28 protein-coding genes and 2 pseudogenes are annotated in these 25,455 nt (G+C 51.9%); 22 read left to right on the forward strand and 8 right to left on the reverse strand.

The genetic code is table 11. The features are described from left to right. Positions 1-22 precede the first annotated feature (22 nt). The 4 genes and pseudogenes from C7B82_RS25410 to C7B82_RS25425 all read left to right on the forward strand — a co-directional run. Positions 23-1,162 (forward strand): hypothetical protein, encoded by a 1,140-nt coding sequence (locus C7B82_RS25410; protein ID WP_106259559.1) that lies wholly within the window; start codon positions 23-25, stop codon positions 1,160-1,162. Positions 1,163-1,334: 172 nt separating this feature from the next. Beyond that, positions 1,335-2,285 carry a branched-chain amino acid ABC transporter permease gene (locus C7B82_RS25415; RefSeq protein WP_106259560.1) on the forward strand — a complete coding sequence of 317 codons (951 nt, stop codon included), beginning with the start codon at positions 1,335-1,337 and terminating at the stop codon, positions 2,283-2,285. A gap of 244 nt (positions 2,286-2,529) precedes the next feature. Beyond that, positions 2,530-2,820 carry a hypothetical protein gene (locus tag C7B82_RS25420; protein ID WP_106259561.1) on the forward strand — a complete coding sequence of 97 codons (291 nt, stop codon included), beginning with the start codon at positions 2,530-2,532 and terminating at the stop codon, positions 2,818-2,820. A gap of 37 nt (positions 2,821-2,857) precedes the next feature. Further along, positions 2,858-3,058 (forward strand): annotated as a pseudogene (locus C7B82_RS25425) (Txe/YoeB family addiction module toxin); the annotation flags it as partial. 58 nt (positions 3,059-3,116) lie between these two features. Here C7B82_RS25425 and C7B82_RS34425 read toward each other — a convergent pair. Then, positions 3,117-3,248, reverse strand: coding sequence for a hypothetical protein (locus C7B82_RS34425; RefSeq protein WP_281259049.1), 132 nt, complete (start codon positions 3,246-3,248; stop codon positions 3,117-3,119). A gap of 129 nt (positions 3,249-3,377) precedes the next feature. On the opposite strand from C7B82_RS34425, the gene C7B82_RS34430 reads away from it, so the two are divergent. The 4 genes from C7B82_RS34430 to C7B82_RS25435 all read left to right on the forward strand — a co-directional run bounded on the left by C7B82_RS34430 (position 3,378) and on the right by C7B82_RS25435 (position 4,778). After that, positions 3,378-3,503 carry a hypothetical protein gene (locus tag C7B82_RS34430; protein WP_281259044.1) on the forward strand — a complete coding sequence of 42 codons (126 nt, stop codon included), beginning with the start codon at positions 3,378-3,380 and terminating at the stop codon, positions 3,501-3,503. 204 nt (positions 3,504-3,707) lie between these two features. Beyond that, complete coding sequence (locus tag C7B82_RS25430) at positions 3,708-3,926, forward strand: hypothetical protein (protein WP_146141262.1); 219 nt, start codon at positions 3,708-3,710, stop codon at positions 3,924-3,926. Then, on the forward strand, positions 3,927-4,067 hold the full coding sequence (locus tag C7B82_RS32690) for a hypothetical protein (protein WP_181357674.1): 141 nt from the start codon (positions 3,927-3,929) through the stop codon (positions 4,065-4,067). It abuts the gene before it with no gap. Positions 4,068-4,115: 48 nt separating this feature from the next. Then, entirely contained in the window at positions 4,116-4,778 is a 663-nt protein-coding gene (locus C7B82_RS25435) for a response regulator transcription factor (protein ID WP_106259563.1), read from the forward strand. A 126-nt stretch (positions 4,779-4,904) separates the two neighbouring features. Here C7B82_RS25435 and C7B82_RS25440 read toward each other — a convergent pair whose 3' ends face one another. After that, positions 4,905-5,240, reverse strand: a complete 336-nt coding sequence (locus C7B82_RS25440; protein ID WP_106259564.1) for a type II toxin-antitoxin system PemK/MazF family toxin — start codon at positions 5,238-5,240, stop codon at positions 4,905-4,907. Continuing rightward, complete coding sequence (locus tag C7B82_RS25445; protein ID WP_106259565.1) at positions 5,227-5,463, reverse strand: hypothetical protein; 237 nt, start codon at positions 5,461-5,463, stop codon at positions 5,227-5,229. Before C7B82_RS25445 ends, C7B82_RS25440 begins: the two co-directional genes overlap by 14 nt. Before the next feature lie 17 nt (positions 5,464-5,480). Between C7B82_RS25445 and C7B82_RS25450 the strand changes: the two genes are divergently transcribed. The 8 genes from C7B82_RS25450 to C7B82_RS25480 all read left to right on the forward strand — a co-directional run bounded on the left by C7B82_RS25450 (position 5,481) and on the right by C7B82_RS25480 (position 14,434). After that, positions 5,481-5,633, forward strand: a complete 153-nt coding sequence (locus C7B82_RS25450; RefSeq protein WP_106259566.1) for a LuxR C-terminal-related transcriptional regulator — start codon at positions 5,481-5,483, stop codon at positions 5,631-5,633. Between the two features lie 166 nt (positions 5,634-5,799). Next, positions 5,800-6,156 carry a response regulator gene (locus C7B82_RS25455; RefSeq protein WP_106259567.1) on the forward strand — a complete coding sequence of 119 codons (357 nt, stop codon included), beginning with the start codon at positions 5,800-5,802 and terminating at the stop codon, positions 6,154-6,156. 11 nt (positions 6,157-6,167) lie between these two features. Further along, positions 6,168-6,368, forward strand: coding sequence for a hypothetical protein (locus tag C7B82_RS31660; RefSeq protein ID WP_146141263.1), 201 nt, complete (start codon positions 6,168-6,170; stop codon positions 6,366-6,368). Between the two features lie 374 nt (positions 6,369-6,742). Continuing rightward, positions 6,743-8,116 (forward strand): peroxidase family protein, encoded by a 1,374-nt coding sequence (locus C7B82_RS25460; RefSeq protein WP_181357677.1) that lies wholly within the window; start codon positions 6,743-6,745, stop codon positions 8,114-8,116. Between the two features lie 633 nt (positions 8,117-8,749). After that, positions 8,750-9,148, forward strand: coding sequence for a hypothetical protein (locus tag C7B82_RS25465; RefSeq protein ID WP_106259569.1), 399 nt, complete (start codon positions 8,750-8,752; stop codon positions 9,146-9,148). Then, on the forward strand, positions 9,148-10,086 hold the full coding sequence (locus C7B82_RS25470; RefSeq protein ID WP_106259570.1) for a hypothetical protein: 939 nt from the start codon (positions 9,148-9,150) through the stop codon (positions 10,084-10,086). The genes C7B82_RS25465 and C7B82_RS25470 overlap by 1 nt, the downstream gene beginning before the upstream one ends. Before the next feature lie 47 nt (positions 10,087-10,133). After that, positions 10,134-13,091, forward strand: coding sequence for an nSTAND1 domain-containing NTPase (locus C7B82_RS25475; RefSeq protein ID WP_106259571.1), 2,958 nt, complete (start codon positions 10,134-10,136; stop codon positions 13,089-13,091). After that, positions 13,088-14,434, forward strand: coding sequence for a hypothetical protein (locus C7B82_RS25480; protein WP_106259572.1), 1,347 nt, complete (start codon positions 13,088-13,090; stop codon positions 14,432-14,434). Before C7B82_RS25475 ends, C7B82_RS25480 begins: the two co-directional genes overlap by 4 nt. Before the next feature lie 106 nt (positions 14,435-14,540). Here C7B82_RS25480 and C7B82_RS34435 read toward each other — a convergent pair whose 3' ends face one another. Both C7B82_RS34435 and trhO read right to left on the reverse strand, forming a co-directional pair. Then, positions 14,541-14,675: a hypothetical protein gene (locus tag C7B82_RS34435; protein ID WP_281259046.1), complete on the reverse strand. Its 135-nt coding sequence runs from the start codon at positions 14,673-14,675 to the stop codon at positions 14,541-14,543. A 353-nt stretch (positions 14,676-15,028) separates the two neighbouring features. After that, positions 15,029-15,889: an oxygen-dependent tRNA uridine(34) hydroxylase TrhO gene (gene trhO, locus C7B82_RS25485; protein ID WP_106259573.1), complete on the reverse strand. Its 861-nt coding sequence runs from the start codon at positions 15,887-15,889 to the stop codon at positions 15,029-15,031. Between the two features lie 407 nt (positions 15,890-16,296). Between trhO and C7B82_RS32695 the strand changes: the two genes are divergently transcribed. The 5 genes from C7B82_RS32695 (at position 16,297) to C7B82_RS25510 (ending at position 21,202) form a co-directional block, all read left to right on the forward strand. Next, on the forward strand, positions 16,297-16,797 hold the full coding sequence (locus tag C7B82_RS32695; protein WP_181357678.1) for a hypothetical protein: 501 nt from the start codon (positions 16,297-16,299) through the stop codon (positions 16,795-16,797). Positions 16,798-16,920: 123 nt separating this feature from the next. Further along, positions 16,921-18,966 carry a biosynthetic arginine decarboxylase gene (speA, locus tag C7B82_RS25495; RefSeq protein WP_219904692.1) on the forward strand — a complete coding sequence of 682 codons (2,046 nt, stop codon included), beginning with the start codon at positions 16,921-16,923 and terminating at the stop codon, positions 18,964-18,966. A 73-nt stretch (positions 18,967-19,039) separates the two neighbouring features. Further along, the gene (locus C7B82_RS25500) at positions 19,040-19,411 is read left to right on the forward strand and encodes a hypothetical protein (RefSeq protein ID WP_106259575.1); all 372 of its coding nucleotides are present in this window, start codon (positions 19,040-19,042) and stop codon (positions 19,409-19,411) included. A 159-nt stretch (positions 19,412-19,570) separates the two neighbouring features. Next, positions 19,571-20,212 (forward strand): beta-carboxysome protein CcmP, encoded by a 642-nt coding sequence (gene ccmP, locus C7B82_RS25505; protein ID WP_106259576.1) that lies wholly within the window; start codon positions 19,571-19,573, stop codon positions 20,210-20,212. A gap of 81 nt (positions 20,213-20,293) precedes the next feature. Further along, on the forward strand, positions 20,294-21,202 hold the full coding sequence (locus tag C7B82_RS25510) for a pentapeptide repeat-containing protein (protein WP_106259577.1): 909 nt from the start codon (positions 20,294-20,296) through the stop codon (positions 21,200-21,202). Positions 21,203-21,478: 276 nt separating this feature from the next. On the opposite strand, the gene C7B82_RS25515 is transcribed toward C7B82_RS25510, so the two are convergent. The 3 genes and pseudogenes from C7B82_RS25515 to C7B82_RS25525 all read right to left on the reverse strand — a co-directional run bounded on the left by C7B82_RS25515 (position 21,479) and on the right by C7B82_RS25525 (position 23,893). Next, positions 21,479-22,093 carry an ISAzo13-like element transposase-related protein gene (locus C7B82_RS25515; RefSeq protein ID WP_106259578.1) on the reverse strand — a complete coding sequence of 205 codons (615 nt, stop codon included), beginning with the start codon at positions 22,091-22,093 and terminating at the stop codon, positions 21,479-21,481. Further along, positions 22,090-23,240, reverse strand: a pseudogene (locus C7B82_RS25520) (ISAs1 family transposase). The gene C7B82_RS25515 and the pseudogene C7B82_RS25520 overlap by 4 nt, the downstream one beginning before the upstream one ends. Positions 23,241-23,287: 47 nt before the next feature. Beyond that, entirely contained in the window at positions 23,288-23,893 is a 606-nt protein-coding gene (locus tag C7B82_RS25525) for a L,D-transpeptidase (protein ID WP_219904693.1), read from the reverse strand. A 228-nt stretch (positions 23,894-24,121) separates the two neighbouring features. Between C7B82_RS25525 and purB the strand changes: the two genes are divergently transcribed. Continuing rightward, on the forward strand, positions 24,122-25,417 hold the full coding sequence (gene purB / locus C7B82_RS25530) for an adenylosuccinate lyase (RefSeq protein WP_106259580.1): 1,296 nt from the start codon (positions 24,122-24,124) through the stop codon (positions 25,415-25,417). Positions 25,418-25,455 lie beyond the last annotated feature (38 nt).

The raw sequence follows: 25,455 nt of genomic DNA on the forward strand, positions 1-25,455 counted from the left end.
GCGCGTCGGGAAGAAGTCGCTCATGTTCTGCATTCCCGGACTGAAGGGACGGAAGCAAGGCTGGTTGCTATGTGCGCGATCGCTCTATCCCTTTCTGTCGGGATTCTGGGCGATCGCACTGAGTCTTTTCTTGGCGACGATCGCCTATGCCAACGCACCCGCACCACCTGCCTACGCCTGGTTTACCTTCACCGATACTGCTGCCAAACCGATGGTGGTTCAAGGCGCTCAGTTGGCGGAATGTCAAACTGCAACGTGTGATAAGCCAGTCCTCTTGCTGCAAACGGGCACTTGTAATGCGTCAGGCTGTTTGCGATCGACTCCACTACTCAAAAGCCCGCCCGATCGCTTTGACTGTGCTGAGAATCGATGTCTTTACGTTGAAAAGGTGGTCAGCGATCGCAAAACGGGACCCTACTTTAAGTTGATTGCTCAGTTTACCGATGGTTTACGAACCAGCAAAGGCTTCCGTTTGAGCCTAAAAAGTCCACTTGACTCGAATGCTTTAGAGCATTTGCGCGTGACGGTTGGTGAAGCAGATCTGGCGATCGCTCCTGATACCAGTCCCAACCAGCCTACGCGCCTGGACTTGTTTTGGCTCGCTTTTGGACTGACGCAGGTGACAGAGTTAGCGGTAGCAGCTGTGTTTCTGTGGCGATTGAAGGTCGATCGACCGCTTCTCATCAAACTGTTAGTAGCGATAGCTTTCATTAATCTGCTGACGTTTCCAGTCGTCTGGTTTTTCTTCCCATCGCTGCAACCCTTTCAGTATCGATCGTTGCGCGTAGTGGGAGCGTTGAGTTTGGCCTTGGCGATCGGCTTCGGTGTGCTGTTATCCCGCCTCTCCAATGTGACGCTCAAGACGCTAGGCAAGGTGTTTGGAGGGTGGCTGCTCTCACTGCCGATCGTCTTTATTCTTGGCTTTGTCGGCATGTTGTTCTTCGCTTACGGCGAATGGCTACCCGCTGCCGATGGCTTGACTGCGAATATTACACTTCCTGCGTCTGAGCTTTTCGCCGTCATTGTCGAAGCCTGGCTCATCCACCGAGTTAGTCAACGTGTGCTGTCATTGCCAAAAGCAGGGCTTTTAAGCGTCTTGATGAATGCAGCCAGCCTCTGTCTAGGGCTTCTCTTTTTACCTGCCGTTCAACACGTAGGATAATGAGGTCGCTAAGGAATGCGAATTTCATCACATTATTCTTTAGTTGTATGGGCTTAGCATTTGGGCAACGGCTGCCAGAGCGGCAAGATTTATCTGCCAAATGCTAAGCCCCTACCGTATTTGTTCTCATTCCCTACTCCCTACTCCCTACTCCCTACTCCCCAGCTCTTGCATGTCCCTCACTATCTTTCTGCAAAACGTTTTGAATGGACTGTCGATCGGGAGCGTTTACGCCATCTTTGCGTTGGGTTATACGCTCATCTTCTCGATTCTGGGCATCATCAACTTTGCACATGGCGCAATTTTCACGCTAGGAGCATATTTCACCTATGTGCTGATTGGTGGCGCGTTTGGGTTTAATGGCTTGCTGGCAAATGCGATGTTGCCGGTGAAGATGCCGTTTGCGGCGGCGATCGTCCTCAGTGGCATTCTCTGTGGGTTGGTGAGTGTCGTGGTGGAACGACTGGCGTTTCGCCCTTTGCGACGACGAGGTGCAGATCCGTTGCTCACTGTTGTGTCGAGCCTGGGTGTGGCGTTGGTGATTGTGAATGTGATTCAGTATCTGGTCGGTGCGGAGAGCTATACGTTCCCAGCAGATACGTACGGCAACTTGCCACCTGCGATCAATTTTGGAACAGTTGACAACCCTATTCCCATCCGCAGTGTGCAGATTGTTATTTTTGCCGTCTCTGCCGTCATTCTGACCGTTCTCACGTATCTGATTAACGCGACTAAATACGGCAAGGCGATGCGGGCAGTGGCAGAAGATGCCACGACAGCCAGTTTGTTGGGCATTGATACCGATCGCTTCATCGTCCTCACTTTTTTCGTCAGCGGCTTTCTGGGCAGTCTCGCGGGGACGTTGGTGGGCTCTAGCGTTAGCATTGCTGGCCCCTACTTTGGCATCGGGTTTGGGCTCAAAGGGTTGGCAGTGATTGTGCTGGGGGGCTTGGGCAGCATTCCCGGTGCTGTCGCTGGAGGGTTGGTCATTGGCCTCATCGAAGCCTTCGTGCCCGGAGACTATTCTGCCTATAAGGACGCGATCGCCTTTGGGCTGTTGTTCATCATGCTTATGGTGCGACCGCAGGGATTACTGGGACGATCGTTTGTGCAGAAAGTTTAGACCGATCGCTGCGGTCGTTAAAAACTTCGCTATCAATCGCTTTAGGCGATCGCTTGGTTTCACCCACCTTCCCAAACCTGACGCTAACCGTTGATCAGATTTTTGCGGCAGGGCAGTAAAGCGCGATCCCTCTTTCACTGATTTCCATATCGCAGGCAACTGTGTCTCCCTTCCCTCAATCGCTCAATTTCATTCCAGGCTACACTGAAACTACTGTGAAATATGGCACTATGAGGCTTCGATCATGTTAAGTGGCATGAAACAACAAGTGGTTGTTGGTAAGGATGGCGAAATCGAGATCCAAACCTCTGAACCAGCAGAAGGAACTGTTGTTGAAGTGATTGTCTTAGTTGAACAAGATGGTGCTGAGACAAAGGCTACTCAGTCTGTTCCACAAGACGCAACAGAGTATTTGCTGTCTACTGAAGCCAATCGTTTTCACTTAATGACCGCTATACAAAACATCCAAGCAAAAAACAAGCTGGTCAATTTTACGCCTGAAGAGTGGAATGAAGAATATAACCTTCGCTCCTGAGGCCTTTGAGTAATTCAACAACTGCGCAACGCAAGATAGGAAAATTTATCGCAAGGTTATCGCCCTGATTAACAATATTCTTCGTCAACCATTTTCTGGACTTGGCAAACCTGAACCGCTAAAGCATGCATTGAGTGGATATTGGTCACGACGCATTACAGATGAGCATCGTTTAGTCTATGCAGTAACTGACGTTGAAATCATCATTTTGAGTTGTCGCTTTCACTATGATGACTGAATCGGCTTGCGATCGCTTTCCCTGTTCATGAAAGCGCGATCGCCATTTCCCGATTTCCTCAAAGGCGATCGATCGGCATTATCTTGCCATGATTGCCTTCTTCGACTTGAGGACGCACCTGAGTTTCATAAATCTCATCACCACGTCGAGCAAATTCCGCTTTGCTGTAGCAGGGTTGTCGAACTGTCATAGGTCTGACCTCGTTTCAACTTTGCCCCTACATTGTAACCTGAGCAATGTAGGGGAAGAATGCTGAAGCAACGGAGGTGATCAAACGAGAAGTTGTTGGGTTGACGCAGGAAACCCAACCTAAGTCTGAGTGTCACCTGCAATGTATCGATTGGGCTGGTGCAGCGACCTGAGAGAAATTGAGGAAATTGGGTGGCGTTGGGTGGCGTGCTTTTCCGTAGATGTTCCCTTCTCGATCGCCCTGCCGGAGCGTTAAGACTTAACGGACTGCACCCACTGGTCTCGTTTGTGCGTAGTACCCCTCATTTTGAGGCTTTGGGGCGTGATGAGCCAGCCAATCACTGGCTGCACAGATGTTGATCTAAGAAAAATCAATGCTTAATTTAGATCAACACAAGTGTTTATTATGAATGGGACGACGTTAGTGAGTAATGTCGTGATCAGATCGAGTAACGTCACGATGTTGCTTAGTAACACGTCGATCGCATCAAGTAAGGCGACGATGTTTCCTAGTAACATACCGATCGCATCGAGTAACGGGGCGATGTTGTGCGATCGGGATCTTGATTTTGTAACGGACAAGGCTTTTGAGGAGCAGGCGGATCGTACTTTATCGCGGTGCAATTGTCCGATCACGTCAGAAGATGGGATCGGGGTTGATACAGCGGTTTCGACCTAGATGAGGTACGGCAAAGAACGCTATACAAAGGCTTCAGACATTATTTTGTACCTCACTCACCTGAAAACCGCTGTACGTCTTTACGATCGCGGGAGCAAAGCCTATCGCTTTATCCAACTGATGGGAGTAAACTTCACATAGACCCATGAGTCAACCTCTTCTAAGCTAGAGGGAAATTAGGAAATTTATATGGGCCAGCCCATTCGGATTTTCATTGTGGATGACCTTCGCCTGCTGCGGGAGGGGCTGGTTTCCCTACTGGCGGAACAGGAAGACCTCACGGTGATTGGTGCGGCAGCCAGTGGCACCCAAGCCCTCGACCAAATCAAAGCCCTGTGTCCGCAGGTGGCGCTGATTGATATTGGCCTGCCGGACAAGGATGGCATCGCGATGACACAGGTGCTGCGCCGAGAAATCCCACAAGTGAAGGTGATTATCCTCGGACTGCTTGACTTGACCCATGAAATCATGGCATGTATTGAAGCGGGTGCGGCTGGTTATGTCTTGAAAGAAGCCTCTTTTGACTATCTGGTGGAAACGATTCGAGCGGTTCATGCGGGTGAATCGTTTTGTTCATCTCGGATAGCAAACTCCCTTTTCTCTCGCATCGCTGAGTTTGCCGATGAACAAAAAGTAGAACTGTCGCTCAGCTCGATCAAGCTAACCACACGCGAACTGGAGATCCTGAACGAGATCGCCCAGGGCTTATGTAACAAAGACATTGCTCAACGGCTGGGTATTGAACCGCAAACGGTTAAGAATCACATCCATAACATTCTCGACAAGCTGCAATTGCACACCCGATTGGAGGCGGTGCAGTATGCCCGCGATCGCAATCTGTTGAAGGAATAAGAAAAGTTTCAAGGTCCCTCTTCCAGAGAGAAAGAGGGCTTAAAGCCTGCGGCATCCAAGAAAAGGGTGAGGGCTACAAGAGAGAGATCACCCGACAACTGCTTCAGCGTTGGCTGACAGATGTGCTCAGGCAATCAGGTAATCACTGAGTATTTTCAGCAAGCGTTGATGTCGCTCTGAAGAAATCGAACCGATGGAACCGATGATATTGCGACGGGGCAAGACGGCTAGAAATCCCAGCCGAATTAAAGATTCTGCTTTCAAACCACTGGCAATAAAGTCTGGATCGGAAGGCGAGATAATTTCGTCGAAATCAGGCACTTGCTGATGCAACTGGGTACTGATGCCGCAGACCAAAAGATCTTTGTAGGGGGGCATTTCCCGCAAAATAATCGCTGGACGGTTCTTGATCACACCATCCGGTTGGGAAACAGGTGTTAGAACAACTTCAGCTTCCTGCATACTCCGGATTCGCTTGTTTGATTAAATCGACGGGGTAATCTTCTTCGTCTTCACCATAGGCCGCTTCCAGCCTACTGCCCGATAAACTGAGCCAGGATTCGCGTTCAGCATCTTGTTTGGGCAAGATCGTTATGATCAGCCTCGTGTTTGGCTCCAGATTAAATGGCTCGTCTAAGACAATTCGTTCGCCATCAAAATGAGCGGATAGGGATACGGTGTCCATAGAATCTACCTCCTACAGTGATTGTATATGGCCTGCTAGAGGCTAAACAACTCGGCATTGAATCGCAAACAGTTAAGAATCACATCCATAACATTCTAGAAAAGCTGCAATTGCACAAGCGACTGGAAGCGGTGCAGTATGCCAGAGAACGCAATCTGTTGAAGGAGTAAGAAAAGTACTAGTACTCGTGCAGCAAAAGTACTAGTACTTTTCCCTCAAACGTTGGCGATCGATCCAGCAAAGTACTAGTACTGGGTACAGGACTTTTTTGAACCCTCGGGTCTATGGAATGCTGGAGTTGACTTACCTACGATCGGGATCAAGGCAAGGAGGTCAATGCACCAGATTACCGTACTGTTAGCGATTCAACCGAGGATGCTATCGGCGGTAGTCGGAGGAATGGTGGAGCGACAGCCGGATATGGATGTGGTGGGTGAAGTGAGTGACCACAGTGAGCTTGGGGTTGCCATCCCGGCGACTGGGGCGCAGGTGGTGATTATGACATCCGGTGATGCAGAGAGGGAGCCAGGGATCTGCCGTGATTTGCTAGCAGAGTATCCGCAGCTCAAGATTATGGCGTTGTCAGCAGCGGGTGATACGGCGTTCCTTTACCAATTGGGGGCAAAACCGGAACGCATGGATGACGTGGGCGAGGCAGCGATTCTAAGCGCCATCCGGGAGTTCATGCGATAAAGCGTCATCGTTTGGATTCAGTGGCTGAACGCGATCGCCCTTGCCTCGTAGGTTGGCTTGACACTATCCAGATGCCGCTAAAGCCTATGAATGTTGGGTTTTATGCTTCAACCCAACCGACAAGAACGGCGAACGACTGTGCCCTTCAGGAAGCAAGCAACGTCGCGCGTCTCTGGGATGCCAAAGGCTTTAGCGCGATCGCACGTGTCTAACAAAGTTTCGGTATAACTCCGTCAAAGTGGGGTGTTATCCCGCAGATCTGCTGTTGAAGTCCATAGTTTGGCGGCAGAAGCTCAGAGCCTCGGATCCGTCGCCGCGAAAGACAGCTCGGACTCAGTTTAGCCACAGCACAGCACTTGTACTTCTACAGGAGTTCTTCATGCAGACGTCAAACCAACCGCCAATCCAGGACGCGCGAATGTTCCAGGACTCGCTCTACCGAAGCCACCGATCGACCGCCGTTGCGGGTATGGCCCTGGTCGATGATTTCAGCAAGATGTTCCCAAACCTACCGTCATTCGAGGACGGACAGAACACGGGTGACTTGCTCCAGCGCCTCCAGCAGCTAGCCCGCAAGGGTGGGCCAATGGACGCACTCGACCCGACCGTCACGATCACCAATCCGCTTGGAGGGAATGACGCCGATCGGAACCCCAACAACCAGAACCCAGACATGACCGTCGGGTTCACCTTCCTCGGTCAGTTCCTTGATCACGACATCACGTTCGACCCGGCAGCCCTGAAAGATCCGCCCACCAGTCCGAACCTGCGGACACCCTTCTTCGACCTGGACAGCGTATACGGCCGGGGACCAGACCAGGACCGGGTGCTCTACGACCGGACGAGTGAACTCGATCGCCCAACCGCGGCCCGTTTCCTGATCGACTTCGATGCCGTCCGGGATCTGCCGCGGACTAGTCAGCAACGGGCTATCACTGCCGACCCGCGGAACGACGAGAACGTCATTATCAGCCAGCTCCATCTGGCGTTCCTGAAGTTCCACAACCGGGTTACTGATCAAGTGGAGGCGGAAATGACCACAGCCGCAGTCGCAGCCGGGCTACCCTTGCCGCCCCCGGGGGCGGTGTTTGAGGAGGCCCTCAAGAGGGTCCGGTGGCACTACCAGTGGATCATCGTCTGGCAGTTCTTGCCCGCGACCCTAGACAAGGACGTGTACAACCAGGTCCGGAACGACAGGCCGACCTTGTTCCTCCCATCCGCCCGCCCGAAGATTCCCCGTGAGTTCCAAGTCGCCGCCTACCGGTTCGGGCATAGCCAAGTCCGCCCCGGCTACAAGGTTAACGTCGGCTTTGGGGCACCGATCTTCGATGCCCGAATCGACCCCCGGGAGGGTGACCCGAACGACCTCCGGGGTGGTCGCCGCGCCCCCCGACGGTTCGTCGAATGGGACACGTTCTTCAACTTTGGGACGCAGGAGATCAACCCTGACACCGGAGCCGTCCGAGCGAAGGTGAAGCAGAATAAGCGGATTGACCCGTTCCTCTCGACCCCGCTGTTCGACCTGCCAGTCGGCCCAGGGCTGCCATCCCCCGCAGACGACGTACGAACCCTGGCCGGACGGAACCTGGAACGACACATCCAACACCACCTCGCGTCCGGACAGGACATCGCCGCGGCCCTCGGTTATCCCGCGCTCCAAACGGCGGACTTTCCCGCGGACGTGCAGGCTCTCGGGTTCGACGTGAGCACGCCGCTCTGGTATTACATACTGCTTGAGGCATGGCGGCAGCCGGGTCGGCCACCGCAGCAGCAGGGACAGCGGCTTGGTCTGGTTGGCAGCCGGATCGTCGCTGAGGTTTTCCTCAGTCTGCTTCTCAGCGACCCCGATTCGTATCTGAGTCGGCAGCCTGAATGGACACCGACCCTGCCGCAGCGAGACGGGCGCGTCACTGGGTCCTTCACCATGACAGACCTATTGACGTTCGCTGGGGTCGCCTGACCAGACGCCACAGACGGCCTTGATCTGGCGGCAGTCGTGGGTAAAGGCGCGATCGCAACTCTGGTTGCAATTGACTTGAACATTAAGAGGGATGGGCGATCGCATGAGAGAGACAAAGTACCCCTATGAGTACGGTCGAAGGACATACTTTCTCTCATAATTGAAAGATAAGTCCATCGATCAAATAAGGGGCGCTGCAAACTCTGGTGTACCACGATGTCACCCAAGCGCTGATTTTAAGGATGCTGAAATCCGTACCGTAGATTCTGCAATTGGCACACTGGTGACCGTAACGCTCCGAATGACCGTAGAATCCGGCTCCACTTCATTCACCCTGCTGGTCCGACAGTGAACCTTCCGGGTCCGAAGCGCCACACCCACATCACAATCGAGAGCTTTACAACCCTGCACCGGTTCTCGATTCTCCCGCAGCTAAATCAAGTTCAGACGGAGCTTTACACGGTTACCCGACTCACTGGTATGGCAGAGGCAATCCCATTTTGATCGGAGCGCGATCGCACCAACAAGCAACGATCTAGTTGGGTAGGCACTGCTCACAATTCCCGTTGAACGCGATTTCCCCTCGTCTCATAAGTTGGTGTGACACCAGAACCGAATATAGCAGCCCCAAATATGTCTAGCCCTCAATTTGATCCCGAAGCCATCCTAGAATGCGCCCGCTCCATCCGCCCCGCTTTACCAGCTCTCCTGGGATCTGAAGCCGCTCTGGTCGATCGGCAACTGGCTGATCTACTGACACAAGCCAAGGCTGGACAACCTGTTGGCACCCAAATTTTAGAACTGCTCCAAAGCGACCCCAGAATCCGCAATTGGGCAGCGGAATTTCTTGCGCCACACCAAATTTCAAAGGGATTTGAACCACTGGCTGGCAGAAGTGGGGATGTCTCCGCTGCAAAATATGTTTGCCCTGATGGCGACTATGTCTGGTATCGCCGCACAACGGGTGAACAAATGCCCTCATGTCCAACGCACGGTGCCCTGGTTCGGGCTAATCGGGAGGACTCCATGTGATGCCCACTAAATTTCTTGAAAGTCTGGGCGGTAAACTAGCCGAGCAATGGGCCGCCAATCTGCTCACCCCTGCCTTTATTTTCTGGAGTGGTGGGTTAGCCGCCTGGATTGACAAGTTTGGTTGGAATCGCTTACAGCAATGGTTTACCCAACTTGATGAACCGCTCCAAATTGCTGTTCTGGTGAGTAGCTTGCTGCTGGTTGCAGCAACTGCCTTTGCCATCCAGCGGTTTGATCTGACAGTCCTGCGGTTTTTTGAAGGCTACTGGCCCACCTGGATGAATTTTCTGCGGCGGCGATTGCTGGCGCAACAACGACAACGGGTAAACCGGTTAAATACTCGTTGGCAGGCCCTCGCAGCACAGCGCGATCAGGAGGGTCTAACGGCAGAAGAGGTGGATGAGTTTGTGGCGATCGACTGGCGACTCCGGCAAGTCCCGGCTCAACCCGATCGCATGATGCCAACTAGTCTGGGAAATCTGCTGCGAGCCGCTGAGAGCCAACCCAGGGATAAGTATGGGTTAGATGCGATTATTTGCTGGCCTCGTCTGTGGTTGGTTTTGCCAGAGGCGATCAAGCAGAATTTGCAGGAAACCCGTGCCGAACTCAACACCGCCGCGCGGGTTTGGCTATGGGGAATCCTCTTTTTGATCTGGGCAGTTTGGGCATGGTGGGCGATTCCTGTTGCGTTACTGGTGGCGTGGTTTGCCTACGGTTGGATGCTGGGAGCCGCAGCTACCTATGGAGATCTGCTGGAGTCTGCTTTTGACCTGCATCGCCTCGATCTTTACCAGGCGCTTCACCTGCCACCGCCCTCCAGTCCGGCTGAGGAACGGCCACTCGGTCGGCAACTCACAGAGTATCTCTGGCGAGGGAGCGATCGCGAGAAACCGGGGTTTGTTTATCCCCAGGAGGGTGATCGCCATAAACCTAACTAAGTTGAATTTTCCCCGGATATTCCCGCCTGTTTACAAAGGTGCTGGTTATGAGTCGAGATGCGCTGGTTGTCGGTATTAATCTCTATCAACCGGGTGGCTTACAACAATTGCGATCGCCTGCCAATGATGCCGAAGCGATCGCCCAACGGTTAGAGCAGTATGGTCACTTTCGAGTCTGGCGACTGCCAGAATTCCTTGATCCCTTCGATCACAATGCTCACCGGATTGCCCAAAACCAGACCGTCACCGCCACCCAGTTAGAAGAAGCACTGGTACGGCTCTTTAAGCCAGAGGGTGAGCATATTCCAGAGACGGCACTGTTTTACTTCTCCGGTCATGGCTTGCGGAAAAACCGGGGCATTCAGGAAGGCTTTCTTGCCACTAGTGAAGTCAATCCAGACACTGATCAGTGGGGGTTATCCCTCCAATGGTTGCGGCGACTCTTGCAAGCCAGTTCAGTGCGGCAGCAAATTGTTTGGCTGGACTGTTGCTACAGTGGCGAATTACTCAACTTTGAGGAAGCCGATCCAGGCGATCGGGGCAAAGGCCGCGATCGCTGTTTCATTGCCGCCTCGCGAGAGTTCGAGGTTGCTTATGCAGAGGCTGGCGGGCCACACAGTGTGCTAACAGAAGCCCTGATCCGAGCCTTAGATCCCACGGAGCGACCGAATGGGGTGGTCACTAATTTCACCATCACAGAGTTTCTGGAGTCTCACCTGAGAACCGCCACCCAAAGCCCTCTGTTTGCCAACTCTGGCGGCAAAATTATGCTCACAGGGCGGCCTCAAGTCCCCGATCGCGTCGTCGCAGAAGAGAAATGTCCCTATAAAGCATTAAATTATTTTGATTGCAACGACGAAGATCCCAAATACTTTTTTGGCCGCACAGCACTCACGGATGCCCTGATTGAAAAAGTCCGCACCGGAGATTTTCTGGCTGTGGTCGGTGCTTCTGGCAGCGGGAAATCTTCCGTTGTGCGCGCCGGGCTGATGCATCAATTGAAATCGAGTTCCCGACTTTCTGGCAGCAATCAATGGTCGATTCACCTTTTTCAACCGGGTGTCCATCCGCTCCAAAGTCTAACTAACGCCTTTTTAACGGCGGAAGCATCAACGGTAGATCAAGCGGCTCAGTTGCAAAAGCTGACTCACCTGATCAGCGCTGGTTCAACGGGCTTAGGGCATTTGGTCGATGCGACACCTCATCGGCTAGTGCTCGTCATCGACCAGTTTGAAGAATGCTTTACCCAGTGTCGAGATGAGGCCGAACGGCAAGAGTTTTTTGCCTGTTTACTGGGAGCCTTAGAGCGCTCTGATCACAAATTGTGCCTTGTCCTGACGCTACGAGCAGACTTTTTGGGCAAATGCTTAGAGCAGGACTACTCCGGACTGGCGAAACAAATTCAGGATCATTTAGTGCCTGTCACCCCCATGACCCGGGAGGAACTCGAGCAAGCCATTGTTGAACCTGCCAAACAAGTGGGTCTGGAGATTGAACCCGATCTGGTGTCTCAAATGATTATCGATGTGCAAGGTGCACCGGGTAGCCTGCCCTTGCTGCAATATACCCTAACGGAACTTTGGCAGCATCGAGCGGTCAATTGGCTGACTTTTGCCGCCTACACGAACCTGGGTGGCGTGCGCGGTACGCTCCAGCAAAGTGCAGAAGCGCTCTATGCTGCCCTAAACGCCCAAGAGCAAGATGTCGCCAAGCACATTTTTCTGGAACTGACTCAATTGGGTGATGGGGACGGGGTAGCCGATACTCGCAGACAAGTTCCGAAACGAGAGTTCATCTCAACTCAACAGTCAGCAGCAATGGTCGAAGCGGTACTTCTCCGCCTCTTAGAGGCACGACTGCTGGTTACAACAGAATTAATTGAGAAAAATCAAGCCGCTCGTCACGTCGAAGTCATTGATGTGGCCCATGAAGCCCTGATCCGTTACTGGCCCAGACTTCATGGCTGGATTGAGGAAAATCGGGTGGCTTTGAGAAAGAAGCATGAGCTTGAGGCAGCGGCAGGAGTTTGGTTGGAAAACGGGAAAGCCACTGAACTGGCCTACCTTCTGCAAGGTTCAAAGTTGTCTGAAGCGCGGGCGTTCATTCAGGAGCATGGCGATCGCCTGCCGCTTTCCAGTACCGCTATCGCTTTTATCCACATCAGTCGCGTGCAAGAGCGCCAACGACAGCGCATGCGGTGGAGTATCATACTCGCCTTTCCAACGCTGATCATCCTCTTTCTGGGAGTGTTTGGCCTGCAACAGCAAACGTCAAAGCAAAGGATTCAACAAACGATTCAAGGGCTGTTCCTATCCGATGATCCTGCGACTGTTGCACAGGCTTTGCCACTGTCTTTTACCGCAGCTCAGCAACTGGAAAGGAATCCCACCAACGAAAATATTGATCTTGCCCTCTCTTATTACCGGCGAATCATGGTTGTTACTTCCAGATTGGCAAAGCAACCGCCAAATCCATTGAATAGCCCCTTTAGTCAAGCACACGCTCAAGCCGAAAGTGGAATGGCTGCCCTGATCAATCGATACAGAATGGGGGAATTGAAGAACGATCTTGAGCATCCACAATTTGGCAAACCGATTCCGAATGCAAAATTTACTCTATTTGAAAAGGCGTTTACCCATGGAGCCCTACAAACCACCTACAAAATTTTGATGCTTAATTTTGGTGCAGGAGCCGATCTCAATCGGGATGGTCAACTCAGTGAAGATGAAGCACAATTAATGCCCTGTGAAACATTAAAGGAAATTGAAACACTATGGCAAGCCCAAAAATCAAATTGCAGCTGGGATGATACTACCTGCATTGAGATGCCGATCGACAAAACACAAAAGCTTTCAAGTCAGTCTCTCGCAACAGCTATTTTTGACCCTGCCGGAGTCGAGTATGCCATCGATCGAATTAAAGCTTGTCACCCAATCAAGAACAAAACGGCAGCTAGTTCCGTCAACCCATCATTAAACTCATCGAATGGACATCAGTCATCATGAAAACCCTCTATGATTCATCCCAACCATCCGCATCTCAACATTCACAACGAAAGTTTTATCAGAGGCTACTAGCCCTGATCACACTCACTTTAATGCCTGTTAGTGTATTTGCAAATGCCCTTCAAGCCTTTGCCATTCCACAATCCGCCACCATTGCTGACTTGAAACCTGAATCAGGCAGTGGTGTTCCTGCCATTCGCATGGATCAGAAGCAACGCCCAGCGCCAGCCTCAAAAAATCAAACCATCAATTTGCAATTCCAAAATAGCATTCCAAGACAGTCTATCCTGGTGGTGGGTGGTCAACGCAGTCAGGTGCACGTCAGGTTCGACCATCCGGCTGATCCACTTTTGCAAATTGGTCCTGGTGATAGCGCTACAGAATACCTCTTTCCCTGTGCAATTCATGGCGCTGCAACGATCGGATGGAAAGCCATGAACCGGAATAGTAGGGGTTGCACTTCCGTCATTGCTAAATCGGGTCGAGGGCCCTCCGCAATGAACCTTCCCAAAGCAACTGGGTATCAACTGGGTCTGGCCAGCGACAAAAGCTTACAGGCAAAAAATCCTGCGGGTTCTTTTCAATATTGTAGTGTTTTGGAAGAGGCTGGCTCAGGGTGGGGATTTAGCGATTCGACCGATGGCACAACGAACCCCTGTCAAAAAGCAATTGAAGAGTGCAAGAGTAACGGGGTTGCTGGTTCCTGCGAGGTGGCGACCCTGGGTGAAGAACCACTGGAGACGCAAGAACTAATGGCCTTCGTTCAATGTTCTGGAAATATCGTCTTCCCAGCTAAAGGCAGTGGTCAAAGCATGGTGGACTCAGAACTCAAGACATTACACCAAGAGGCTCGCTACATAAATGGTAAGTCATGTTTTATTAATGTCTATCACCCAGGGGATGTGGCGATTTCTCCTGCCAGTGATGACGTCACGCTAATCCAACTCCAACCGCTCAACTCTGGCAGCATCGAAGTGTCGGTATTAGTGGGATCAGTAGACATCGTATCAGTAGACAGGCAGCATAGTCTGAGGCTGCAAAAAGGCAATAAGTATCAATCGGGTGAAAATATCATTAAGCCTATAGACTGCCCCAAAACTTTAGGTTCGGGATCCATGCAATCTTTTCTAAATCCTGCACTTTGGGCGGGTGCGCCAGGAATCTCAAGCCAATTAGCAGAATACAAACAAAAATTTTGTGCAACGGGGGGATCGCCTGAGCGACCAACAGAACCTCCCACCGGAATTAATATTCCCTTTCCTTTGCCCCGACCAATACATAGAGGAAACGATGGTAGAGGAAATAATGGTGGGGGAAACAATCTATTGATTCCTCTACGGTAGAGGAATCAATGGCAGGAGCCAAGGGGGCAGTAGATGATTAAACAGAGTTCCATTGCATAGGCGAGTTCCTTGGTAAGATTCGCGCCTGCGCGATCGCCTTCACCTTCTAGTTTAGGCTTCCTGGTGTCAACCCACTATTTCTGCCCTCAAAATCACCCATTTTGATTTGAGTGCGATCGCTTTCCTTTATAACGCGATCGCCGATCGCCCGTAGGATCGGTGAAAGAACACAGCCCATCATTGCTGAATGAGGGTATGAACCGTCTGATCGCGATATCGGCTGGGGGGCGACACGGCTGTTCGCCTCTACGAAATTCATACCTTTGATCAGCAATGCCCTGCTGCAAGGTTGGCTTACAACTCTGCAAAAACTTCTGGGAAAGGAATGGGACTGGATGGAGTAGTCGATGATCTGTCGCTGCAATTTAGCCGCAAAACTCGCAAAGCTCAAGCGGTAGCAGAGTAGTCTAGATTTTCACTGAAGAGTCATAGGTGGCGGTTGTAATTACCCATGACTGATTACTAAGCGGTCATGGGCAAATGTAGTTTGACCGCTCCTCCGTTTTTGGAGCGGCAACAGCTAGTTTTTTCGCACTACCGTTGTCGTGCTTGTTGGCGCAATCGCTTCTCCTCGGTCAAGCTGTCAATGCAGTAGGGACAGGCGATGCCATCTTCGTAATCAGGAGACGCTTTGTCCTCGTCTGAAATGGGATGTCCACAACTGCGGCACATATCATGGGTTCCCGGCTCCAAGCCGTGCTGCACCGCAACGCGTTGATCGAAGACGAAACATTCGCCTTCCCATAAGCTTTCGTCGGTCGGCACCGCTTCCAAATACTTCAGAATGCCGCCTTTGAGGTGATAAACATTCTCGAACCCTTGAGCCAGCATAAACGCAGACGCTTTTTCGCAGCGAATACCACCTGTGCAGAAGAGCGCGACTTTTTTCTGCTTTGCGGGATCGAGATGTGTGCGAACGTACTCAGGAAACTGGCGGAACGATCGAGTCTCTGGATTCTCTGCCCCCTGAAAGCTACCAATGCTGACTTCGTAGTTGTTGCGGGTATCAATGACGGTGACATCAGGGTCAGCAATGAGCGCATTCCAGTCGTTTGCCTCAACGTATGTGCCCACTTGGACATTGGGGTCAGCGTCGGGAACGCCGATCGTGACAATTTCTGACTTGAGGCGCACTTTCAGGCGAGCGAACGGCTGCACGGCTGCAAGCGATTCCTTGTGCTCCAGATCAGCGAAACGGGGATCAGCACGCAGAAAGGATAGCACCGCATCGATCGCCGCTCGCGAACCCGCGATCGTGCCATTGATCCCCTCTTCTGCCAACAAAAGCGTCCCTTTAATGCCTTGCTGCTGGCATAACGACAAGAGAGGCTGTTGCTGCTCAGCAAAATCAAGCAGCCTCACAAATTTGTAGAGCGTCGCAACCACCAACGTCATGATTCAGGCAACCGCAGTGCGGGAAATAACAAAGGTATTACCTCTTTACCTTAGTAGACAACAGCCTGTACAGATTAATACGCTGCGGTCGAGTTGACTCTCATCTGCGTGAGGCTTCTACCTTATGATGGGGAATCTTTGGAAGAGGTTTCGGTATTCTAAGGATAACGATCGTAGCGTGTAGTCTCTAGAACTCAGGTTGGCTCATTGATCGGACTATATATAGATCCGTAAGCAACCTATTCTATAAGCCACTCATAGAGCTGAGGTTGATGCCTGATACGCTGGAATTCTTGCCGCAGCAGCACTTACAAAAGTAGCATCGACCAGAAGCAGCATCGACGCTTATAACTAATATCAGGTATCAGGAAACGAGGGGACTATCAGGGAATGAGGAGAATTTTTAGATGAACAATCAAATTCAAACGCAAGCTGCTAAGGTCTGGCAACTCGTCAAAGACCCAGACACCGGGGCAACCTATACCAAAACGGTTTCCACAACCTGGGCTCTTCTGAAAGAAACAGGCTATCTACTCTGGTTGGTTGTTTGTTTAACACTAGTCTTTGGCGACTGGATCTGGCGAACGGGCTACCGTACTGGCTGGAGCACCCGCGAATGGATCAACAATTTTGAAAAGCCAAACACCGATCGCGTTGCTCAAGATGCGGGTCAAGGGCTACTGGAAGCCAGTAAGTCAGCCGTTACAAGCGCGATCGCCACAGCCAAAAATCAGCTAGGCATTGAAGCTAAGCCCGAACCGCTGTTGACAAGCACACCACCTGCAACGCCAGCCCCAAAGGCGACGCCAGCACCGACCCCGACACCAACACCGACACCAACACCGGCACCACCACTCAAACCCTCCACACCACCTTCACCGAACACGGAGGAATTGGATTCTGAATAGCCGTTGGGTGCCGTGCCTTACCTACAGCATCAGGATGGATGCGATAGACTAGCACTTCAGAAATGATTGCGAGGTCAAGAGAGAATGGGGGCACGGTCAACTTCTGCAAAGGCTGATTCAGGCATGGAATCGGTGGTATCAACCGAACAACAAACGGTGAAAGCACAGCTTCAGGCTACTAGTGGATCGAAGTCTGATGTCAATCGCTCACACAACGCCTGGTCGATCGAAAAAAGCGAGGAACTCTACCGCATTACTGGTTGGGGCGAACCCTACTTTTCGATCAATGCAGCAGGACACGTCACGGTTTCTCCAGAAGGCGATCGCGGTGGCTCTCTTGACCTTTTTGACCTCGTTAATGCCCTCAAGCAGCGGAACCTCGGCTTGCCACTCCTGATCCGCTTCTCCGACATTCTCGAAGACCGGATTGAGCGGTTAAACGCAGCGTTTGCCAAAGCGATCGCACGGTACAACTATCCCGGTGTATATCGCGGTGTGTTTCCCGTCAAGTGCAACCAGCAGCGGCATTTAGTTGAAGCACTCGTCCGGTTTGGTAAACCGCATCAGTTCGGTTTAGAAGCGGGTTCAAAACCCGAACTGATGATTGCACTGGCAACATTAAAAACTCCCGGCGCACTGCTGATCTGTAACGGCTACAAAGACCGTGAGTACATTGAGATGGCCATTCTGGCACAGCAGTTGGGGCAGACCCCCATTATTGTGCTGGAGCAAATTGAAGAAGTGCCGCTGGTGATTGAAGCGGGTCGCAAGTTAGGCATTCGTCCCATTCTGGGTGTGCGTGCCAAGTTGAGCAGCAAAGGCGTGGGACGTTGGGGCACCTCGGCCGGCGATCGCGCCAAATTTGGCCTCACCGTGCCCGAAATTCTCAGCACGGTTGAGCAACTGAGCGCTGCTAATATGCTGGACTCGCTGCAGCTCTTGCATTACCACATCGGTTCTCAGATCTCGTCAATCGCCGTGGTCAAAACTGCTATTCAGGAAGCCAGCCAGATTTATGTAGAACTGGCGAAACTGGGCGCAGACATGAAGTATCTGGATGTCGGTGGTGGGTTAGGCGTAGATTATGACGGTTCCAAAACCAACTTCTATGCTTCCAAAAACTACAACATTCAGAATTACGCCAATGATGTGGTTGCTGAGGTAAAGGAAGCCTGCGATGAGCGTAAGTTACCAGTACCAACCCTGGTGAGCGAAAGCGGTCGGGCGATCGCCTCGCACCAATCCGTCCTCGTATTCGATGTGCTCAGCACCAGCGAAGTGCCTTCTGGTGTGCCCGAACCTGTCCAGGAAACGGAACACCTGATCATCCGCAACCTCTACGAAACCTACGAATCCATCACGGTCGAGAACTATCAAGAGGCATACCACGACGCCACCCAGTTTAAAGAAGAAGCCATCAGCTTATTCAACTTCGGCTACGTCAGCTTGCCCGAACGTGCGCGCGCCGAACGTCTCTACTGGGTCTGCTGCGAAAAGATTTTGGCGATCGCCCGTCAGCAAGAATATGTCCCCGATGACCTGGAAGATCTCGAAAAGATCATGGCGTCGATCTATTACATCAATCTGTCCGTCTTTCAATCGGCACCGGATAGTTGGGCGATCGATCAGCTGTTCCCCATCATGCCTATCCATCGCCTCGACGAAGAACCCACCAAGCGTGCGACTCTCGCCGACCTTACCTGCGATAGCGACGGCAAAATTGACCAGTTTATTGACTTGAAGGATGTGAAGCCCGTGTTGGAGTTGCACCCACTTCAAAAGGCCGAAGGCAAAAGTATTAAGGATGAATCCGGAACTCATCCCTCATCCCTTATCCCTCATCCCTCTCCCGAACCCTACTACCTTGCGATGTTCCTTGGCGGCGCGTACCAGGAAATCATGGGCAACCTGCACAACCTGTTTGGTGACACCAACGCGGTTCATATTCACCTCACGCCCAAAGGATACGAGATCGAGCATGTGGTTAAAGGCGACACAATGACGGAAGTCCTCGGCTATGTGCAGTACGACTCTGAAGACCTGATCGAAAGCATTCGTCAACAAACCGAACTGGCACTGCGAGAAAAACGCATCACGCTGCAAGAATCCCAACTGTTGCTGCAAAACTACGAGCGTAGCTTGAGCCGCTATACCTACTTGTCTGCCTGACATAGCTGCGTGAGTCGTGTAGACTTTTGAGAAATGATTGCGGCGAATAGTACTCTTCAAAGCCCTGAATGCCATGACCAGCAGCGGACAACCTCATTCACCTGACAAGCTCGATATCCTGATTGACCAGGTTGGACACTTTACTAAGGGTTTAACCGAATTCAAATTACTGGTACACGAACAGGCAGAAACAGCCAAGCAACAGGCAGTGGCAGCTCAGCAACAGGCAGAAACAGCCAAGCAACAATTAGCTGCGATTGAGAAGCAGGGCGATCGCTTTGACCACATAGACGAACGCCTTGATCGAGTGGTTAAAACCGCTGAGCAGCAAAGCCAGAACATCGATCGTATTACTGCCGCAATGGAGGCAAGTAACCGCAGTCAAGCAGAAGCCATTAACCGCTTGGTGAGTGTTGTTGATCGGCTGGTGCCACCGTTGCCCTGAGTGCAGCATTCCGGTTAGATGGAGCGATCGCGCTAGCCATTGGGTCACCACCAGAAAGTACCCAGAAGGTGAAATAATAGCAAACGGATACCCAACGTTACATTGCGTTTGATCGCGACCAGTTGACCCTCTTTTAGCCATTCAGCCTTCACCAAAACCTTGGGTATAGACCTCCGCAGCTACGTTTATATCGATCGCTTGCAAGCCCAACACGCGGCTTACATGGGAACCGTCTCCATTGGGTTCTTGCCCCTTCCTGGCGATGCATCCCTCTGGATCGAGATTTCGCCTGGCATCGAAATCAATCGCATTACCGATGTCGCGCTTAAATCAGCCGTCGTTCGTCCTGGTGTGTTGGTCGTCGAGCGGTTATATGGCTTGCTCGAAGTGCATTCCAGCAATCAGGGTGAAATTCAGGAGGCGGGCAGAGCCATCCTGGAGGCGTTAGGTGTACAGCGGAATGACTGCCTCAAGCCGCGTGTGCTCTCTAGCCAGATTATTCGCAACATCGATCCGCACCATACGCAGCTCATCAACCGCAACCGACGTGGACAGATGATTCTGGCAGGGCAAACGCTCTATGTGCTGGAAGTGGAACCTGCTGCCTATGCCGCTCTCGCTGCCAACGAAGCCGAAAAAGCAGCCCTGATCAATATTCTGCAAATTTCGGCAGTGGGTAGCTTTGGACGGCTCTATCTAGGTGGCGAAGAACGCAATATTATGGCGGCAGCGCAGGCAGTCATCGAGTCGATGAAAAATGTGACTGGACGGAATCACCCCGACGATCGCCGCACAGAGTAGGCTGAATCAACCTTGATTCGTTGTCGCATCCGCTATGAATGAATCTGTTTGAATGAATTCGATCGTGCAAAGGACGCAAGTATGGCAAACCCAGAGCATCTTGCACTGCTAGAACGCGGTGTCGCTGCGTGGCAGGAGTGGCGGTTGCGATCGCCCCAAATGGTACCCGATCTCAGCAACGCTAATTTGAGCGGCAAGCAGTTTGCAGATATCGACTTAAGCGGTGCCAACCTCAATGGAACGCTCCTTTGCAATACCAATTTGAATGGCGCTGATTGCACGAAAGCCACCTTCAACAATGCCAATCTCATGCGAGTCAGCCTGGTGAAGGCAACCCTGAAGGAAGCAGAGTTCGTCAATGCCACGCTGAGTGTTGCTAACCTTAACGGTGCCAATCTGTCTCACGCCATCCTCATCGGTGCCGATTTGAAGGTGGCATTGATGCGTCATGCTGATCTGAGCCATGCCGATCTCAGTGCAACGGAACTCTATGGAGCGGATCTGCGCAATGCTGATCTGGATGAGGCAAACTTGAGCCGCGCGAATTTGAGCACTGCCATGCTCATTGCCGCGAACCTCAGCATGGCAACACTCACTCGTGCCAACCTCGATCGTGCTGAATGTGGACAAGCAACCTTCTACCGCACCAACTTGCACGCTGCAACGTTAACCGATGCACATTTTGCTGGAGCGTTGTTGCTGGGAGCTGACTTGAGCCATGCCAACCTGTCAGGAGTCAATTTCTCCTGGTCGAACCTCAGTCGAGCCAATCTGGCTAAAGCAGATGGTCGCAAAGCGAATCTACGCGGTGCAAACTTGAGCCGCGCGAACTTGAGCCACGCCAATCTTACAGAGGCAAATTTGCGAGGAGCCAATCTGAGCGAAGCAATCCTTACAGACACAGAGTTAGTCGGTGCTGATTTGATTGATGTGAAGGGCGATCGTACCCAGTTCAACAGCGCGACTATGCCCAACAGTAGCCGATATTAGCACTAGCATACGAAATGAGCTTGTATACAAAAGAAGCTAATCTAATGACTCAGTAGTGTATCGCATAGAAACGGTCTGTCTATCCACCGTAAACGGCGTACTATACAGAAAGATTCTGCCGATCTGTTTGAGGTGATCTGGGGAAACTGTCTGCTGATCCCCTGTTTTGGGGTGAATCTGCGGAAAGATTCCGTCTAATAACAAGTTAAACATCCAAATCAGGTTTCAAAAAGCGATCGCAGATAGCCTTGGTTGCATTGAGCATCCTAACTTCATCTATTGAAGAATGCTCAGCTTCATGCCAGGTGATGTTTCATATAGAGGGATCAACGGGACAAGTACGATCGCCCAAATTCTTGCCTCGTAAGGAAAATGATAGGTACGTAGCTGATGCTCAGAGGCTAGCATATTCAATTGAGGAGACCAGATCGCGCGAACGATCGCCGATTTAAGACTTTCTTTCTCAGCCTTCGTCACTTCGGCTGGTTCAACGATCGCCGCCTTTAAAGCTGGTGGGGCGATCGCGTTGAGGGTGCGTTGGAAGCGCGATCGCTTTTGGGCTTTCCGCTTGCGATAGTTGTGTTTCTCCAGCAGTTGGTCTACCACTGTCACACTGACGCTCATCCCTTCTGCCCGCAACAATCTGGCAAACTCGTGCCGCGTCAGCTTCGTCCACTTGATGGTTTCAGCCATCGGTGAACCCGCCGTATGCTTGGCAAGCACGCTCAAAAAGGCCTCATTGAGTCCCGCTATCGTTGCGAGGGCCGCTTTGCGTCCGCCTCCAGTGCGCCGCACTCGACTCTGGTGCCACGCCTCGGGTTGCTCTAATTCCCGTTTCCCCCATGGCATCGCTTCATCGTCACACTGGGGCGAACGCATACGTTTCTTCATCTTTTAGAAACCGAACGAGAGGACTGAGACAACACTTTCAACAGATAGTGGTCATCCCAGCCTGCCTTGAGACGCTTGGCGCGAGTCCCGCCTTTAGCCGATTTTTCTTGAGTGAGGAGATTCACTGCGAGATGGCGGATTACGGCTAAATTTTCGCCACTATGACCCAACGTCGAGCGTGCTTGGTCTTCTCGGAATGCGACATCCAGAATCCAGTGCAGTTGATTTTCAATGCCCCAGTGACCCCGTACCGACTGAGCAAATCGCTTTGCATCCAACGGTAGACTGAGCAGGTAATAGCGAGTTGCACAGGTCGTTTTCTCGCCGCTTTGTCGCTGCGATTCGACACAACCAATCGTGGTCAACTTTGCCCAGTGCTCAGCACCAACGAGATATTGGGTTTGACCCATCACCCAATAGCGACGAATTTCTGTTCGTCCATGCCCCCGTTCCTGAGTTGCATAGTCATCGTGTGCAATGCCGCGAAACGGCTGCTGACGAGCCTGGTCAAATAACTGCACCACATCCTGATGGAGATTGCCTTGGTTGCCTTTGAGCGCCAGCACATAGTCTCCTTGCTGTGCGACAATTTGCTCAGCAATGGCGGTTTGGCAGCCCATGGCATCAATGCTGGCCACAGCCCCAGCCAGATCTAACACCCTCAGTAATCCTGGAAGGGGGTGATTTCATTCGCTTGCTCATGCACCTTGCGTTGTCCCAACACAATCTGATTTTGCGTTGCCCAAGCACTCACCATATGAATCATGCCTTGCTTGCTGCCGCGCTCATAGCTACCCCGCAGCGTTTTCCCATCCAGCGCAATTAATTGCCCCCCACTGATCTCAAACACAGCCTGCACCCAGTTCAAAAAGCACTGTTGCAAAGGCTCTGGTCTGAGTCGAGCAAACACACGCTCGATTGTGTCGTGGGACGCCATGCCGTTCGGCAGTTCAAGAAAGGTTTCTAACCACTCCCGTTTCGCAAGCCCATAGTGCTCGATCTCCACCCAACTCTCTGCCCCACAGATCACCGCACAAATCGTGAGCATCACAATATCCATCAGCAAATGCTCAATGCTGTGTTGGGCACGCGGATCGGGCAGTTCTCTGAAATGGGCTTTGAGACTTGTAATCGCTGATGCAGGCATGAGAAACCTCGACTCAGATCTATAACTGTTTTGAATCTTCAGTCTGCTCAATTCTTCATGCAGGCATTGTTAAGATATGTATGCGTTCGCCCTGCCTGAGAGCCTAAGCTGACTTGTGAGAAGAGGTCTTTCAAGTCGCTGTCATACATGTGAATACACCCATGGGAGGTTGCTTGACCCACTGTGCCAGCCTCTAACGTGCCGTGAAAGCCAATCCAATTCGTGCCGTTCGTCCAAAAGCCAATCCAGTATCCCCCCAACGGGTTTCTCGGATCGTTGGCAGCAATGCGTTCATTCGTGAAAGGACTAATCCATGTGGGATGACGCTTCATCTGCATCACCTTGAATGTGCCGACTGGCGTTTCCCAACCGCGTCGTCCAGTGCCGATCGGGTAGCGTTTTACTGGTCTATCACCCTGATAGAGCACAGCCTGACCACGGCTCAAGTGAATTTCGAGGCGAGTGCTGCTGTTGGATAAGGTTGTGCTTTGCAGGATGGGTTGAGGAGCAATTGCTTGGGCGGAACTTGCCGTATTGACTGTAAAGACCGTGGCAGCGATCGACATGCCCGCCATTATGCCTGTACAACGGACGATCGTCTTGATCCATCTGGGTTTTCTTGCTAACGCGCTGAACGTGGATTGCCTGTACATCTTGCGCTGCTCCAGAGCATAAGGTGCTGCAAACGTTGATTCAGAAGAAACGTGTTCCTAAGAAAACCGTCCTTCACAACGTACCCACTTTCTACCTTGTGATAGATGACCATTTGAAAATGTTTGCTCAAGACATTGTGAAGCGATGAGGCGATCGCGTGTACTTACGGCATCGATCCAACGAAAGACGGTTGTACAATAGAGCCGTTGTGCTGTGCGACACGAACCTTGATTGAGCGTTATACCCTGCCCGAAATGGGCCATTTGTGGACTGATACTTACAAGCTAAAGACCTGGTTGCAAGTCGAAATTGCTGTTTGTGAGGCGCAGGCAGAACTCGGCTCTATTCCGGCAGAAGCGGTGGCAGAGATTAAGGCAAAGGCAAACTTTGACCCGAAACGAGTGCTGGAAATTGAGGCGGAAGTGCGCCACGACATGATTGCCTTTCTCACGAATGTCAACGAGTATGTCGGCGACGCAGGGCGTTATATTCACCTCGGGCTGACCAGTTCTGATGTGCTCGACACTGCTCTGGCGCTACAACTGGTTGCCAGTCTGGATGTTTTGATGGCACAGCTAGAGTCCCTCATTCAAGCCATTCGCTACCAGGCACAGCAGCATCGCAACACAATCATGATTGGTCGATCGCACGGTATTCACGCCGAACCGATTACCTTTGGTTTCAAGCTGGCTGGTTGGCTGGCTGAAGTCTTGCGCCATCGCGATCGCCTCTGCCAGCAAACACGCAGCATTGCGGTGGGCAAAATCTCTGGTGCGGTCGGCACCTACGCCAATATCGATCCGCAAGTGGAAGCGATCGCCTGTCAGAACCTTGGCTTAGAACCTGATACCGCTTCGACACAGGTGGTATCGCGCGATCGACATGCTGCCTTTGTACAAACGTTGGCGCTACTTGCTGCGTCGATCGAGCGCTTTGCCGTTGAAATCCGCAACCTTCAGCGTACCGATGTCCTGGAAGTAGAAGAATATTTTGCCAAAGGTCAGAAGGGCTCTTCGGCAATGCCGCACAAGCGCAACCCCATTCGATCGGAGCGCTTGACGGGGATGGCACGAGTGGTTCGTAGTCATGCCAGTACGGCTCTAGAAAACGTAGCGCTTTGGCATGAACGCGATATTTCTCATAGTGCCGCAGAGCGCGTGATCTTGCCGGATGCCTGCATCTTGACGCATTTCATGCTGGTCGAAATCACTGATCTAGTCAAAAACCTGCTGGTCTATCCCGAAAATATGACGCGCAATATGAACCTCTACGGTGGCGTTGTCTTCAGTCAACGGGTGCTGCTGACGCTGGTCGAAAAGGGCATGAGTCGCGAAGAGGCTTATACGGTTGTGCAAGGTTGCGCCCATCAAGCCTGGAACAAGCCGGATGGTGATTTTCACGCTTTGATCAGCCAGGACGATCGTGTGGCTAAACATCTCTCTGCCGAAGAGGTAGAAGGGTGTTTTGACCCGCAGCACCATCTCAAGCACCTTGACCAAATCTATCAACGCCTAGGCATTTAGCGGTCAGCGGTCAGCAGTCAGCTTTTGGCTGCTAAGTC

Source organism: Stenomitos frigidus ULC18 (assembly GCF_003003795.1).
GTDB lineage: Bacteria > Cyanobacteriota > Cyanobacteriia > Leptolyngbyales > Leptolyngbyaceae > Stenomitos > Stenomitos frigidus_A.